We start from the raw sequence: 13,326 nt of genomic DNA, 5'->3' as shown, positions 1-13,326 counted from the left end.
GAGACCTCATACGCACGGCGCGCCAACACCCGTTCGGCACGCCACAGAGACCTCACACGCTACGCCGCAGGCCGGGGCCCTGGCAGGCGAGAGCCGAGGTTAGCGGCGGAATTTGGGCAGGTTGTCGTGGATGAGTGGTTCGCGGGTGGCCAGGGCGCGGGCGACGTCGCGGAGTTGTTTGGCGCGGTGCAGTTGGGCGTGCCAGTCCGTGCCCGTGGCCCGGTGGGTCATCTCCACCGGCACCTCCACCACGCGGTACCCCTTGCGCAGCAGATCGATGGTCAGCCCGGTCTCCACCCCGAACCCGTGCGCCAACGGCCGGGCGGCCTCGAAGGCGTCCCGGGTGAGGCACCGCTGCCCGTTCAAGGGCTGGGCGGCCACGAAGCCGGTGGCGCGCCGGATGCCGTCGCGGGCCACCCGGACCACCAGCCCGTGCCCGCCGAGCTTCACCCGGGTGGCGAACACCGCGATGCTCATGTCCGCCTCCCCGGACCGCACGGGAGTGATGAGCCGTTCGGCCGCCGCGGCCGTCTGCCCCAGGTCCGCGTCGAGGAACAGCAGGTGCCGGGGCACGTCGCCGTCGAGCAGGCGGACGGCTTCCGCCCCGCTCTCCATGGCCGCCGCCTTGCCCCGGTTGCGGCTGTGCCGCACCACGCGCGCTCCTGCCGCCCGGGCCACCCGCCCGGTCTGGTCGCCCGACCCGTCGTCGACGACCACGACGAGGTCGACGCCGGGCAACGTTAAGGCGGTCGTCACGGTCGCGCCGATGCGTTCTCCCTCGTTCTTGGCGGGGATGACGACGGCGGTGTCGGCGGTCACGAACCCTCGGAGATCAGGAACTCCTCCGGCACTTCCTCATGCACGGTGAAGACCGAGTCGAGTCCGGTGACCTGCAGGATCTTGCGTACGGCAGGCCGCGGCGCGGCCACATCGAGCGCGCCTCCCTGCTCTTTGACCCGCTTGAGCGCCGACAGCAGCACGTTCATCCCCGTGGAGTCGCAGAACTCCACGGCGGACATGTCGATGACCACGCGGTTAGGCCCGTCCTGCAGCAGCCGAGTGAACTCGGCTTGCAGGCGGGGCGCCGTATATAGGTCGATTTCACCGGCGATTTCCACAAGGGCGTGGCCGGCATGTGATCGAGTCGAGACCTTGAGCTCCACAGAGGGCAGGCTAGCGTCGCGAAGCCTCCGGGTCACGTTCTCACGCCGATAGGCGAAGGTCAGGTTTTTGTCCCCCGTTTGGGCTCCATGAAAACGCAGAGTACGCGAAGCTTGACAGTGTGACACCGGCGGTGGCCCGACAGCTCCTCGTCCGGTCCCCACTTCGTGAACGGAGGGCGGGCGGCGAGACCATCGGGCCCGAGCAAAGATGACCAAGGAACATGACGACCCTCAGCGGCAACAGTTGCGCGAGCGGCTGGAAGCCATGCTGATCCGCACCCAGAAGGCGGCCTCATGGCAGGACGAGGCGGGCCGCCTGCGCGGCCTGATGAACCACGAGGGTTATGTCCCCGTGCGTACCAGGCTCGCGGGCGAGGACCTCGACTTCCTGGAGGGCGCTCGCGACCAGTTGCTCACCTTCACCGAGCTCGGGCTGAGGCTGCTCGATCTGCACCAGCCGCGCGACGCGGGAGGGATCACGAGCGACACCGCGCATCCGATCCTGCGCTGCCGGAGCTGCATGTGGCGCTGGCCGTGTCCCACGTTCCGGGCGATGACGGACTCGTTCGGCATGGGCCGGGCGGAGCCGCCGCTGCACATGGTGCGTGACATGACGGGTTAGGACAGCGGGAGCCGGATCTCGAAGCGGCAGCCGGGGCCTTCGTTGACCACGCCGATCAGGCCCTGGTGCGCTTCGACGATGCCCTGCGCGATGGCCAGCCCGAGTCCGGCTCCCCCTTCCCCGGTCGGGGTGCGCGCCGACTCACCGGTGAACGCCACCTCGAAGACCCGTGGCAGGTCCGCCTCCGGTATGCCGCCGCAGCAGTCGGCGACCGACAGACAGGCCATGCCTACGTGTACGGCGGCGCGCAGCAGCACCGTGCCATCGGTTGGCGTGTGCCTGATGGCGTTGACCACGAGGTTGCGCAACGCCCTGCCGAGCGCGCCCGCGTCGGCTTCGACGGGCACGACCTCGCCCGCCTCGGCGCTCAGCCGTACCCCTTTGGCTCTGGCCAGTGCTTCGGCTCCGGCCATGGTGTCGGCGACCAGGTCGGCCAGGCCGATCCTGGAGCGCGACAGCCGGAGCGCGCCCGCGTGGATGCGGGACAGCTCGAAGAGGTCGTCGACCAGGCCGGACAGGCGTTCGACCTCCAGCCGGATCTGGGTGTGATAGCGCAGCACGGTCTCGCGGTCGGTGACCACGCCGTCCTCCAGCGCCTCGGCCATGGCCCGCATGCCGGCCAGCGGGGTGCGCAGGTCGTGGCTCACCCAGGCGACGAGTTCGCGCCGCGCGCCCTCCAGCGCCCGTTCCCTGGCGAACGACTCCTCCAGGGTGTTGGCGATGGTCTGGAGCTCGGCGGGCAGTCCCTGGGGCGCGGTGAAATCCCCTGGCGTGCGTACCGCGTCGACCAGGCGCCTGCTCGCGGCCACGACCCGGCGGCCGAGGATGAACGCGACCCCGAGGCCGACCAGCCCGCCCACCGCGACGACGCTGAGCACGAGGTCCCTGGCCTCGCCCTCGATGAGCATGCGGAGGGTGATCGCGACGACCCCGGCCAGCGTGGCCACCACCGCGACGGCCGCCACGACGGCCATCATCACGCCGATGGACCTGCCGCGCAGCCGCCACATGATCGCGAGGCCCGCCGCCGCGACCAGGGTGCCGAGCCCGGCCGTGACAGCGATGATCTTGAGCAGGTTCACGCCAGCGGCTCGTAGCGGTAGCCGACACCCCAGACGGTGACGATCCTGCGCGGCTCGGTCGGGTCGGGTTCGACCTTCTCGCGCAGCCGCCGTACGTGCACGGTGACGGTCGAGGAGTCGCCGAAGGACCAGCCCCAGACCTGGTCGAGCAGCGCGGTGCGGCTGAAGGCCTGCCGGGGGTTGCGCATGAGGTAGGCGAGCAGGTCGAACTCGCGCGCGGTGAGCATGATCTCCTCGCCGCGCCGCCGTACCTCGTGCGCGCCGACGTCCACCACCAGGTCGCCGTCGCGCAGCACGCCGGTGCCCGCGACGACGGACGCGCCGCCGGCCCGGCGCAGCACGGACCGCACCCGCAGGGCCAGTTCCCTGGGGCTGAACGGCTTGGTCACGTAGTCGTCGGCGCCGGTCTCCAGCCCGACGACCCGGTCGATCTCCTCGCCGAGCGCGGTCAGCATGATCACCGGGACCGGCCAGCGCTCGCGCAGCTTCCGGCACACCTGCAGCCCGTCGATCTTGGGCAGCATCAGGTCGAGGATCATCAGGTCGGGCGGGTTCGCCAGCGCCCTGCGCAGCGCCTCGGCGCCGTCGCCGACGCACTCGACCTGGTGCCCGTCGCGCTCCAGATAGCGCGCCACGACCTCGGCGACGGTCGGATCGTCCTCGACCACCAGGATGCGGGTGCTCATTCGCTCACGGTACGGCGCGGCCCCGGTGATCCGGCACCCCGCGTCATCGCTTCGTAAGACCGATTCGCCCGGAAACATCGCGGCGGGCGCCCGCAGGACGTAGCGTGGGCCCTATGGGTCGTATGGTGATGCTCGTCGCGGGTGCCTTGCTGGCGCTCTTCGTGCTGTTCACGTTCATCATCCCGATGGTGTTCGGGCTGCTGAAGCTGGCGCTGCTCATCGGCGTCATCGCCGTGGTGGTCTTCGTCGTGGTCACCGTGGTGGGTAAGACGTCCTCCCACTGATGTTCGAGTTCGCGCTGGCCATGCTGGCCAACCCCGCGGGGGTCGTCGCGGTGACCGCCATGACCGGGCTCGGCGTGCTGCTGCTCGCCGCCTGGGCCTGCCGGTTGAGTCTCGCCGTCGAGGGCGAGGCGCCGCGGTACCCGCTGGTCTACGCGCGCAGGACGGCCTTCCAGCGCCAGCGTGATCCGGACGCCGCCGGGAGGCCGCGTCCACGTGCCCCATCCCTGAGCCCCGCCTCCGGTTAGGCGGGGCTCGTCGAGGCGAGCCCTGATCCCGTCGTCTCGATTGAAGGGCTCAATGATCGATTCTCTGGTGACGTTCATCACCGGTCTGGCCGACCCGCTGGGCAGCGGGGGGACCGCGGTGGCCATCGTCCTGTTCACGCTCGCGGTACGCACGCTGCTGCTGCCGTTCGTGTTGCGGCAGGCGCGCAGCGCGAAGGTGCGCGAGCGGCTCGCGCCGAAGGTGCGCCAGTTGCAGAAGCGGCACAAGCGCGATCCGCAGCGGCTGCACAAGGAGGTCGGCGCGCTGTACGCCAAGGAGGGCAGTTCGCAGTTCGCGGGCGTCCTGCCGGGGTTGGCGCAGGTGCCGTTCATGTGGCTGATGTACCAGGTGGCCACGCATCCGACCGCGCTGGTGGGCCATGATCTGTTCGGCGCGCCGCTCGGGCAGCAGATGGCGGGCATGATCGCCAAGTATGGGCTGATCAGCGGTCCGATGCTGGTGTTCGTGGTGCTCGTCGCGGCGATCGCGGTCGTCGCGCTGCTGTCGTGGCACCGGACCAGGAAGACGATGCCGGCCGAACAGCCGGAGCTGATGCGGAAGATCCTTCCGCTGATGTCGTTCGGGGCGGTCGCGGCCGCCTTGGTGCTGCCGTTGGCGGCCGGACTCTACCTGCTGGTATCGACGACCTGGACCCTGGTCGAACGGGCCCTGTTGTTTCGGCCCGTCGCTATCCAGCCTCTCTGAGGGCCGCAACTTGGCCATTGACTGATCCGTGCGGGGCGGGGAGCACAGCCCACACCGTGGTCTGCTCCCCGTCGTGCCGGACTCCCCAGCTCTCCGCGACGTACTCGACGATGCCGAGCCCACGCCCGCCGAGCGAGGACAGGGTGGGACGCCCGGCGCGCGGCTCGGTAGCCGCTCCGCCGTCACTCACCGCCACCTCCACATGGTCGTCGCTCCACATCCAGGCGACCCTGACCATGCCGGACGGCAGCGGATGGGCGTGTCGCAAGGCGTTGCTCAACAGCTCGCTCACCACCAGGACAGCATCGTCGATCGCGCCGTCGTAGACCCCCGACTTCTGCAGGTCAGTGCAGAGACGCTGGCGTGCGACGGCGACGCTGGACGGTGCGTACGGCAACAGCACCACGCTCGACACACCCACCTCCCCGCTCCCAGTTCCCCCCGAGGGAACACACCCCGGTACGACCGAAATGCCCCGTTACTCAGTCCCAGAAACCGGGGCACGATCACAGCTTGTACACATTGGACGATAGATCAGCTCATCCGTGACTCCCTCGTTACCGCGTCGGTGTGTCGGATTCGATAGTGGAGACAGCTTCCAGCGCGAGCCTCATCCGGGTCCCGCCACCGGGCCTCGGATGCGCGCTCACCTCGCCGCCCTGGGCCCTCGCGAGGCTGCGGACGATGTAGAGACCGAGCCCCACACCGCCGAATCTGCGGCGGTCGCCGCTGTCCACCTGGACGAACCGCTCGAAGACACGATCACGGTCGGAGGGGGCGATGCCCAGCCCCTCGTCGTCGACCACCACGACCACCTTGTTCTCCTCGGCCCACGCCTCGACACTGATCAGGCCACCGTCGGGCGAGTACTTGAACGCGTTCTCCAGAAGCTGGCCGAGCACGATGTCGGTGGCCAGCGCGTCACCCAGCACGTGCGGGAGGCCCTTGGGGATCACCACCTCGACCTGGTGCCTGTCGGACAGCTCCGGCAGGCCGAGCGTCGCGGCGCGGACGCGGTCGGCCAGGTCGAACGACTCGATCCGCACGGCCAGCTCGTCCGCTCCCGCCCGTGCGCCGAGTAACAGGTGATCCATCAGCAGGCCCAGCGACCTGGCCCGCTCGGCGATCGTGTGCACCGCGGAGCGCCGCTCGTCGTCGGCCAGGCTGTCCCAGCGGGCGTCCAGCGTGCTGGCGAACCCGCGCACCACCGTGATCGGGGTGCGCAGCTCGTGGCTGGTGGTGGCCAGGAAGAGATCCTTGGCCTCCTCCAGCTCCTTGGCCGTGGTGACGTCGCGGAAGTCGACGACCACCTCGCCGGTCTGCCTGATCTCGGCGCTGACCACGTCGAGCCACCGGCCCGTCTCCAGTTGGAAGGTGAGCTTCTCGCCCGGCGGCGGCAGCGGGAACGGCGGCGGCCGGCCGATCACGTCGTCGGCGCCGAACCCGGTGAGCTCGCCCGCCGCCGGGTTCCACTGGATGACCCTGCCGGGCCCGTCGAGCACCGCGATGCCGTCCGCGCTGGCGTCGAACACCGCCCGCTCGTGCGTCCGCTGACGCAGCACGTCCTGGTACGCCACGGCGTTCCCGGCCGCGATCCCCGCATGCCCCGCCAGCAGCTCCAGCAGCTCCAGCTCGACATGTCCGGGCTTGCGCTTGGCGAACAGCGCGTAGAGCGCGCCGTACGGCCGGCCGCCCACCGCCGCCAGGCCCAGCGCGATCGTGTGCAACCCCGGCAGTTCGGCCCAGATCAGGTCGCCGAGCCCGTGCGACTCCAGCATCACCGTCTTGCCCGTCCGCAGCAGCTTGCCCACCAGGCTGGTCCGCAGGTCGGCGGTCGCCTCGCGCAGGGACTCCGGTAGCTGGTGCGCGCCGACCAGCCGCAGCCGCTCGCCCTCGATGAGCACGAACCCGCCCGCGTCGGCGCCGGTCAGCTCGGTGAGACTGGCCGCGATGCGGTCCAGCACCGTGTGCAGCTCCAACTCGGCGTTGATGTCGCCGACCACGTCGGTGAGCCGCCGCACCAGACGCGCCCGGCGCGCCCCCCGATCCCTGGCCGCCTGGTCGTCCTGGATGAGGTGGTGCACCTGGACGTACCCGGTCACCGACGAGCCCTGGATCAGCGCGCTGGTGTCCACCCTGACGTCGAGGACCGTGCCGTCCCGGCGGAACCGTTTGGTGTTCAGCGAGACCTGCCCGCCGGTGCGCACCCGCTCCAGCACCGCGTTGTGCTCGGCGGTCAGCTCGCCCGGCACGATCGGCGCCCGGCGGCCCACGAGCTCGGCGGCGGTCCAGCCGAACAGGCGCTCGGCCGCCGGGTTCCAGACGAGCACCGTCTGGTCCCGGTCGAGGGCGATGACGGCGTTGGGTGAGCTGTCCAGCACGGCACGGGCCATCCCGTCGTCCATGCCGGCCCTCTCGTCACCCACACCTCCATAGTGCCGGTGGTGTGCTCCCTCCGCAGGCCGATCCGTCCGATACGCTGCGAACACAGGGATCCCCGTACGCGAAAAGGGTGAGGTTATGTCAACCGGCGACCTCGATGCCCTGCTGCGGGTGACGTCACCCCATTACCGGGGTGAGGGGCCGCCCGACATCGCCTTCGGCACCTACGAGGGAGCCCTCGGCACGCTCGTCCTCGCGGTCACCGGCCGAGGTGTGCTGGCCTGCAGCTTCGACGACGAGCACACCGTGTTCGAGCGGATCGCCGAGCGGGTGGGCAGCTCCATCGGCCCCGACTCGCGGCGGCTCGACCCGGTCCGCCGGGAGCTCGACGCCTACTTCTCGCGCCGCCTGCGCGCCTTCACCACGCCGGTCGACCTGCAGCTCACCACATCGTTCGGGCGCACAGTGCTGCAGATGATGATGGCCGTGCCGTACGGCCAGGCCACCACCTACCGCGAGCTCGCCGAGCGCATCGGCCGGCCGCAGGCGTTGCGTGCCGTGGGCAACGCGCTGAGCGAGAACCCCGTCTGCGTGTTCGTGCCCTGTCACCGCATCGCGCAGGAGGACGGCGGCCTCGGCGGCTACGCGGGTGGCGCGGCCGCCAAGGAACGCCTGCTGCGCGTCGAGGGCGCTCGCTGACCCTCCGCTACGCGGTGCGGCGCTTGAGGGTGCCGATGGCCAGGGTGAGCAGGCCCGAAACCAGGAAGGCGCCCAGCGCGGCGCTCATCCACGGCTGCGGGGTGAAGCCGACGGCCTCGCGCACGCCGTTCCAGATCGCGGCCCACCACGACACCGTCGAGGGTGCGGCCAGCAGCCACCAGGTGACGAAGCCCAGCGCCCACGGCACGGTCATCAGCCAGCGGGAGGGGGCGTCGCGCGCGGTGTTCCAGTTCGCGCCCCGGCCGAGCAGGAAGTAGTCCACGGCCAGGACGCCCAGCATCGGGACGAACACCGCGCCGATGATGCTGAGGAAGGCGCTGTAGGAGTTGACGTCCACGACCAGCGCGACGGCCGTGATGAGCACGCTGATGGCGACCGAGAAGATCCGCCGGTCCACCCGGGGCATCAGGTTCTGCAGGGACATGGTGACCGAGTACACGTTCGCGAACGACTGGTCGGTCTCCCTGAGCACCAGGATGCCGAAGAACAGCGCGCCGAGCGGCGCCGCCACGAACGGCGCGAAGACCGCGGTCGGGTCCGCCAGCACCGCCTGGTGACCGGCGATGGCCACCGCGTACACGCCGATCGCCAGGCAGGCCACCTGGGCGATCGTGTACCCGCCGACGACGCCGGCGAAGGCCGCCTTGCTGGAGCGCGAGTGCCTGGCGAAGTCGGCGGCCATCGGCACCCACGACACCGACAGGGCGATCACGAAGTCGACGGCGGGCGCGAAGGCGTGCCAGGTCCCGCCCGTCTGCGCGGGCGCCTCCCGCAGGAGCACCACCGCGAACCAGATCGTGGAGATGATCACACCGACCGTGACGACCCTGCGGATCAGCCGGATCGCCCCGAGCGGGTAGATCGTGAACGCCATGGTGATCACCCCCGCGACGATCACCCAGACCGCGTACGGCACCGCCGTGCCGAAGATGGCCTGGGCGCCACTGGCGATCACCCAGAGCTCGAACGCGCCCCAGCCGACCATCTGGATGATGTTCAGCACGGTCGGGACGTACGACAGTTTCGCCCCGAACAGGCCGCGCAGCAGCACCATCGCGGGCTGCCCCGTCTGGGCGCCGGGGATGGCGGCCAGGCCGACCATGGCGGTGCCGATGAGGCTGCCGACGACCGTGGCGGTGACAGCGGCGGTCATGGACAGCGGGTCGTCGTCGAGAAGGGGGTTGATCAGAAACAGCGCGAAGGAGAAACCGAGCAGGCTGACCGCGAGGTTGGCCCAGAAGGCCCCCTGGTCGAGGACGCCCAGCGTTCTGGGCGCCGGCTCGTCAAGGGTGAGGGGGGCTTCCGCACGTTTGGTCTCATCGACGACAGGCGTCATCACACGCTCCCTACGCCGGCATTACCCGGACAGGTTCATGCGGTCGGCGGCGCGTTCGAGGTCTCCCTCGGCGTGGATCCGCCCTCTCAGCCCGGTCTTCGCCCGAGCTCCCGCGGGTTGTGTAGTTTTCGTCCCGGATTATGTCATCAAGCCCCCCGTCCGCAACCCACAGGGGTGAGATGCCAGGGTTGGGTGTCATGGCGATATCTGCGGAACTGCATGCGATCGGGCTGCCTCTGGTGGAGGCGCAGCTCGCCCACCCCACGGTGGCGGGGATCGGCAGGGGGGACCTGGCCGAGCCGGTGTTCAGGTCGTGGCTGGAGCAGGACTACCTGTTCCTGCACGACTACGTGCGAGTCTTCGCCAGGTTGGCGTGGCAGGCGCCGGCGAAGCATCTGGGCGACCTCGTCGATCTGGCCCACACGACCTTCCACGACGAACTGGACCTGCACCGGACCCTGTCCGCCGAGTTCGGGGCGGACCTGGAGGGGGCGAAGAAGGGGCCGGCCTGCGAGGCGTACACCGGGTTCCTGCTCTCCTCGGCGGCCTCGTACGCCGAGGGGCTCGCGGCGTTGTACCCCTGCATGTGGGGCTACTCCAGGCTGGGCGCGATGCTGGCCGCCGACCCGCCCGCCGAGCCGAGGTACCGGGCCTGGGTCGACACCTACGCCGATCCCGGATTCGCCGCGCTCACCGAACGGATCGCCGAGATGATCGACGAGGCGGCACCCGACCCGGACCGGGCCAAGGCGCTGTTCACCGAGGGGATGGCACACGAGCTCGCGTTCTGGGACGTCCCCTGAAAGTTGTCCACAGCCTGTGGACAACTTTTGTGACCGTACGCTGGTGGCATGCCGGAGCTTCCCGAAGTGGAGTCGCTCGCCGAGTTCCTGCGTGAGCGGGCGGTGGGCCGTACGATCGCGGGCGTCGACGTGGTCGCCTTCCAGGCGCTGAAGACGTTCGACCCGCCCGCCACCGCCCTCGCCGGGCTGACCGTGACCGCCGTGTCGAGGCACGGCAAGTTCCTCGACCTCGACTGCGACGGCCTGCACTTCGTCACCCACCTCGCCAGGGCGGGCTGGCTGCGCTGGCGCGACGACCTGTCCACCGCCAAACCGGTCCGCCCCGGCAAGGGCCCCCTCGCAGTCCGGGTACGGCTGGCGCCCGACGACGACGGCCTGGCCCCGGGCTTCGAGCTGACCGAGGCGGGCACCCAGAAGCGCCTGGCCGTCTACGTCACCCGGGATCCCGCCCAGCTCCCGGGCATCGCCGCCCTCGGGCCCGACCCGCTCGCCGACTCCTTCACCGTGGACGCGCTGAAGGCGATCGTGGGCGGGAGCCGTAGCCAGATCAAGGGGCTGCTGCGGGACCAGAAGGTCATCGCCGGGATCGGGAACGCCTACTCGGACGAGGTGCTGCACGCGGCGCGGATGTCGCCGTTCAAGATCGCTTCCTCGTTGACCGACGCGCAGGTCGCCGACCTGCACGAGGCGATCGTCGGCACGCTGCGGGACGCGGTCGAGCGGGCCCGCGGGGTGGCGGCCAAGGATCTGAAGTCGGAGAAGAAGTCGGGCCTTCGGGTGCACAACCGCGCGGGGCAGCCGTGCGACGTGTGCGGGGACACGATCAGGGAGGTGTCGTTCGCCGATTCCTCCCTGCAGTACTGCCCGACCTGTCAGACCGGCGGCAAACCGCTGGCCGACCGCCGCCTGTCCAAACTGCTCAAATAGGGCTCAGGCCACGAACGGGGGCTGCCCGGACTCGCTCACCATGGGCCGCTGGGCGAACTGCCAGGACTGCATGCCGCCGCCGACGTTCACCGCGGTGCGGCCGATGTGGTTGAGCCAGGCGGCCGCCTGCGCGGACCGGCCGCCGACCCGGCAGACCACGTAGACGGTCTGCTCGGCCGGAACCTCGTCGACTCGCGCCTGGAGCTGGCCCAGCGGGATGTGCACGGCCTCGGGGGCGTGGCCCGCCACCCATTCGTCCTGCTCGCGCACGTCGAGCAGGTAGCCGTCGGCGGGGACGTCGTGGGCCTCGATCTCAGGAACCGTCATGCCTCCATTCTCCCAGGCCAGGGAGAGTGTCGGGCACCTACTTCAGGGAGGCGTGCTGACGAAGCCTTGACGACGTAGGGTCGGGGCATGACCGTGACGATCGCCGAAGAGGTACTCCTGCTCGCGCACAGCGAGGACGAAGGCAAGCAGCTCATCGGCTCCAACGAGCTGAACGCGGCGCTCGGCGGCGCCGTCCTCGCCGAACTGGCGCTGAGCGGCAGGCTCGAACTGTCCGCGAAGAAGGTCGTCGTCACCGACCCGGCCCCGCTCGGCGACCCGGAGCTGGACGCGACCCTCGCCCGCATCGCCGACCAGGGCAGGGACCGCAAGCCCGAATGGTGGGTCTACAAACTCCACTCGAGCAAGCTGCGCGACCGCCTGCTCACCAGACTCGCCGAGAGCGGGGTGCTCACCCACGAGCGCGGCAAGGTCATGGGCATCTTCCCCGTCAACCGCTGGCCGGAGGCCGACGGCCAGGTGGAGGCCGAGGTGCGCGAGCGAGTGGCGAGCGCGCTCGGCGGCGCCGACCCCGACGAGCGCACGGCGGTGCTCATCGCCGTCCTGCACGCCGCCAAGCTCGACCGCAAGGCCTTTCCCGGCGCGAGCAAGGAACGCGTCAAGGAGATCACCGAGGGCGCCTGGGCGGGCGAGGCGGTGGCCAAGACCATCGCCTCGATCAACGCCGTCATCATGACCGCCGCCACCACCGCGGCGATCAGCGGAGCCGTCGCCGGATCCAGCTAACCCTTGTCCAGCACGTCCTGGGGCACCGGCTTGTCCTCCTTGAGCGCGTTGAACAGCCGGGTCGCCTTCGCGGTGTCCCACTTGACCGCCGTCCCGCCGCCCGCGATCTCGTTCCCGCCGAACGGCACGACCGTGGTGACCGGGCTGCCGCCCATCGCCAGGCCGAGCGAGAGCAGGTCGAACGCGCCGGTCGAGGTGTCGGTGGTGACCGAGTCGGTGGCGCTCATCGCCAGCGGGATCGACGTGAACGGGTTGATCAGCACCCCGGGACTGGCCGCCTTTTTCACGACCGCGCCGAGGAACTGCCGCTGCCGCTTGGTGCGCTCGAAGTCGGGCAGCGCGCCGCCCTTGCGGGTACGCACATAGCCGAGTGCCTGCCCGCCGGTGAGGATCTGGCGCCCCTTCTTGAGCTTGAGCCCGGCCTTGGGGTCGTTGATGTTCTGCGAGACGTTGATCTCGACCCCGCCGACCGCGTCCACGATGTCGACGAACCCGGCGAACCCGATCTCCATGTAGTTGTCGACGCGGATGCCGGTGACGTTCTCGACGGTACGGGCCAGCAGCCTGGGGCCACCGATGGCGTACGCGGCGTTGAGCTTGTTGCGGCCCTGGCCGGGGATGGTGACGGCGGAGTCGCGGGGCAGGCTGACCAGCGTCGGCCTGTCGCCGCCGGAGGGGATGTGCAGCAGCATCATCGAGTCGGTGCGCTGGCCGACGGCCTTGCCGGTGGCGAGCTTGCGGCGCTGGGCCGCGGACAGGCCCTTGCGGCTGTCGGAGCCGACGAGCAGCCAGTTGGTGCCGGGGGTGTCGTCGGGCCTGCCCTCGTAGTCGTCGAGGACGCCGTCGATGCCCTGGATGCGCGAGTCGATCCAGAAGAACCCGGCCACGCTGAGGACGAGCAGGGCGATCAGCAGCCCGGCGACGATCTTGAGGATGGTGCGCCACGAGGGCCGCTTGCGCGGGCCGCCGCCGCCGAATCGCGGGCGGCGCTCGCCTCCCTGGGCGGGCGGTCCGCCTCCGCCCAGCGGCCGGACCGGGCTCTTGCCTGACCTGGCCTTGCCGTACACCTTGGATCTGGCCTGGGGTTCCTGGGGTGGGCGCGGCTGTTCGTACTTGGCCGTGCCGGGGATCTGGTGGGCGGGCGCGCCGCCCGAGCGCGGCCCGTCGTCCGGTCTCCCGGGCAGCGGACGCCCGTCGCCAGGCGAGCGCATGGCCCTGGTGCGTTCGTCCTCAGACACTGTTCCTGTCCCCCTCGGTTGCCATAGACGCTACGTCCAACCC

17 protein-coding genes and 1 riboswitch are annotated in these 13,326 nt (G+C 70.4%); of the genes, 8 read left to right on the top strand and 9 right to left on the bottom strand.

The window, feature by feature from the left end; genetic code table 11:
* Positions 1-99 precede the first annotated feature (99 nt).
* Together ABZ911_RS24590 and ABZ911_RS24585 are read right to left on the bottom strand one after the other, a co-directional pair.
* The gene (locus ABZ911_RS24590) at positions 100-819 is read right to left on the bottom strand and encodes a glycosyltransferase (protein WP_358060117.1); all 720 of its coding nucleotides are present in this window, start codon (positions 817-819) and stop codon (positions 100-102) included.
* Positions 816-1,163, bottom strand: coding sequence for an STAS domain-containing protein (locus tag ABZ911_RS24585; protein ID WP_358060114.1), 348 nt, complete (start codon positions 1,161-1,163; stop codon positions 816-818). The genes ABZ911_RS24590 and ABZ911_RS24585 overlap by 4 nt, the downstream gene beginning before the upstream one ends.
* Positions 1,164-1,371: 208 nt before the next feature.
* Between ABZ911_RS24585 and ABZ911_RS24580 the strand changes: the two genes are divergently transcribed.
* The gene (locus ABZ911_RS24580; RefSeq protein ID WP_358060111.1) at positions 1,372-1,785 is read left to right on the top strand and encodes a hypothetical protein; all 414 of its coding nucleotides are present in this window, start codon (positions 1,372-1,374) and stop codon (positions 1,783-1,785) included.
* Here ABZ911_RS24580 and ABZ911_RS24575 read toward each other — a convergent pair.
* Both ABZ911_RS24575 and ABZ911_RS24570 read right to left on the bottom strand, forming a co-directional pair.
* A complete protein-coding gene (locus ABZ911_RS24575) occupies positions 1,782-2,867 on the bottom strand; it encodes a HAMP domain-containing sensor histidine kinase (protein ID WP_358060108.1) in 1,086 nt (361 codons plus the stop codon). The genes ABZ911_RS24580 and ABZ911_RS24575 overlap by 4 nt on opposite strands.
* Positions 2,864-3,553: a response regulator transcription factor gene (locus tag ABZ911_RS24570; RefSeq protein WP_358060105.1), complete on the bottom strand. Its 690-nt coding sequence runs from the start codon at positions 3,551-3,553 to the stop codon at positions 2,864-2,866. The genes ABZ911_RS24575 and ABZ911_RS24570 overlap by 4 nt, the downstream gene beginning before the upstream one ends.
* A 113-nt stretch (positions 3,554-3,666) precedes the next feature.
* Here ABZ911_RS24570 and ABZ911_RS24565 point away from each other — a divergent pair, with 113 nt between their 5' ends.
* The 3 genes from ABZ911_RS24565 to yidC all read left to right on the top strand — a co-directional run bounded on the left by ABZ911_RS24565 (position 3,667) and on the right by yidC (position 4,806).
* The gene (locus ABZ911_RS24565; RefSeq protein WP_358060102.1) at positions 3,667-3,837 is read left to right on the top strand and encodes a hypothetical protein; all 171 of its coding nucleotides are present in this window, start codon (positions 3,667-3,669) and stop codon (positions 3,835-3,837) included.
* Positions 3,837-4,082 carry a DUF6412 domain-containing protein gene (locus tag ABZ911_RS24560; protein ID WP_358060099.1) on the top strand — a complete coding sequence of 82 codons (246 nt, stop codon included), beginning with the start codon at positions 3,837-3,839 and terminating at the stop codon, positions 4,080-4,082. The genes ABZ911_RS24565 and ABZ911_RS24560 overlap by 1 nt, the downstream gene beginning before the upstream one ends.
* A gap of 67 nt (positions 4,083-4,149) precedes the next feature.
* The gene (yidC, locus tag ABZ911_RS24555; protein ID WP_358060096.1) at positions 4,150-4,806 is read left to right on the top strand and encodes a membrane protein insertase YidC; all 657 of its coding nucleotides are present in this window, start codon (positions 4,150-4,152) and stop codon (positions 4,804-4,806) included.
* On the opposite strand, the gene ABZ911_RS24550 is transcribed toward yidC, so the two are convergent.
* Positions 4,790-5,221 carry an ATP-binding protein gene (locus ABZ911_RS24550; protein WP_358060093.1) on the bottom strand — a complete coding sequence of 144 codons (432 nt, stop codon included), beginning with the start codon at positions 5,219-5,221 and terminating at the stop codon, positions 4,790-4,792. The two genes, yidC and ABZ911_RS24550, sit on opposite strands and share 17 nt — an antisense overlap.
* A 142-nt stretch (positions 5,222-5,363) precedes the next feature.
* Positions 5,364-7,211, bottom strand: coding sequence for a PAS domain S-box protein (locus ABZ911_RS24545; protein WP_358060405.1), 1,848 nt, complete (start codon positions 7,209-7,211; stop codon positions 5,364-5,366).
* A gap of 115 nt (positions 7,212-7,326) precedes the next feature.
* Between ABZ911_RS24545 and ABZ911_RS24540 the strand changes: the two genes are divergently transcribed.
* A complete protein-coding gene (locus ABZ911_RS24540; protein ID WP_358060090.1) occupies positions 7,327-7,887 on the top strand; it encodes a methylated-DNA--[protein]-cysteine S-methyltransferase in 561 nt (186 codons plus the stop codon).
* A 7-nt stretch (positions 7,888-7,894) separates the two neighbouring features.
* On the opposite strand, the gene ABZ911_RS24535 is transcribed toward ABZ911_RS24540, so the two are convergent.
* Positions 7,895-9,244 (bottom strand): cytosine permease, encoded by a 1,350-nt coding sequence (locus tag ABZ911_RS24535; protein WP_358060087.1) that lies wholly within the window; start codon positions 9,242-9,244, stop codon positions 7,895-7,897.
* A riboswitch (TPP riboswitch) is annotated at positions 9,235-9,368 on the bottom strand. (Overlaps the previous gene by 10 nt.)
* Positions 9,369-9,441: 73 nt before the next feature.
* Here ABZ911_RS24535 and ABZ911_RS24530 point away from each other — a divergent pair.
* Together ABZ911_RS24530 and ABZ911_RS24525 are read left to right on the top strand one after the other, a co-directional pair.
* Positions 9,442-10,047: a transcriptional regulator gene (locus ABZ911_RS24530; RefSeq protein WP_358060084.1), complete on the top strand. Its 606-nt coding sequence runs from the start codon at positions 9,442-9,444 to the stop codon at positions 10,045-10,047.
* A gap of 48 nt (positions 10,048-10,095) precedes the next feature.
* A complete protein-coding gene (locus tag ABZ911_RS24525; RefSeq protein WP_358060081.1) occupies positions 10,096-10,974 on the top strand; it encodes a DNA-formamidopyrimidine glycosylase family protein in 879 nt (292 codons plus the stop codon).
* A gap of 3 nt (positions 10,975-10,977) precedes the next feature.
* Here the strand turns inward: ABZ911_RS24525 and ABZ911_RS24520 are convergent, their stop codons facing one another.
* Positions 10,978-11,301 (bottom strand): rhodanese-like domain-containing protein, encoded by a 324-nt coding sequence (locus tag ABZ911_RS24520; protein WP_358060078.1) that lies wholly within the window; start codon positions 11,299-11,301, stop codon positions 10,978-10,980.
* A gap of 87 nt (positions 11,302-11,388) precedes the next feature.
* Here ABZ911_RS24520 and ABZ911_RS24515 point away from each other — a divergent pair, with 87 nt between their 5' ends.
* Positions 11,389-12,045 (top strand): GPP34 family phosphoprotein, encoded by a 657-nt coding sequence (locus ABZ911_RS24515; protein WP_358060075.1) that lies wholly within the window; start codon positions 11,389-11,391, stop codon positions 12,043-12,045.
* Here ABZ911_RS24515 and ABZ911_RS24510 read toward each other — a convergent pair.
* On the bottom strand, positions 12,042-13,283 hold the full coding sequence (locus ABZ911_RS24510; RefSeq protein WP_358060072.1) for an LCP family protein: 1,242 nt from the start codon (positions 13,281-13,283) through the stop codon (positions 12,042-12,044). The genes ABZ911_RS24515 and ABZ911_RS24510 overlap by 4 nt on opposite strands.
* Between the last annotated feature and the right edge of the window lie 43 nt (positions 13,284-13,326).

It is taken from the genome of Nonomuraea sp. NPDC046570 (assembly GCF_040645915.1).
GTDB lineage: Bacteria > Actinomycetota > Actinomycetes > Streptosporangiales > Streptosporangiaceae > Nonomuraea.
This window is presented reverse-complemented; position numbering and strand designations above follow the sequence as displayed.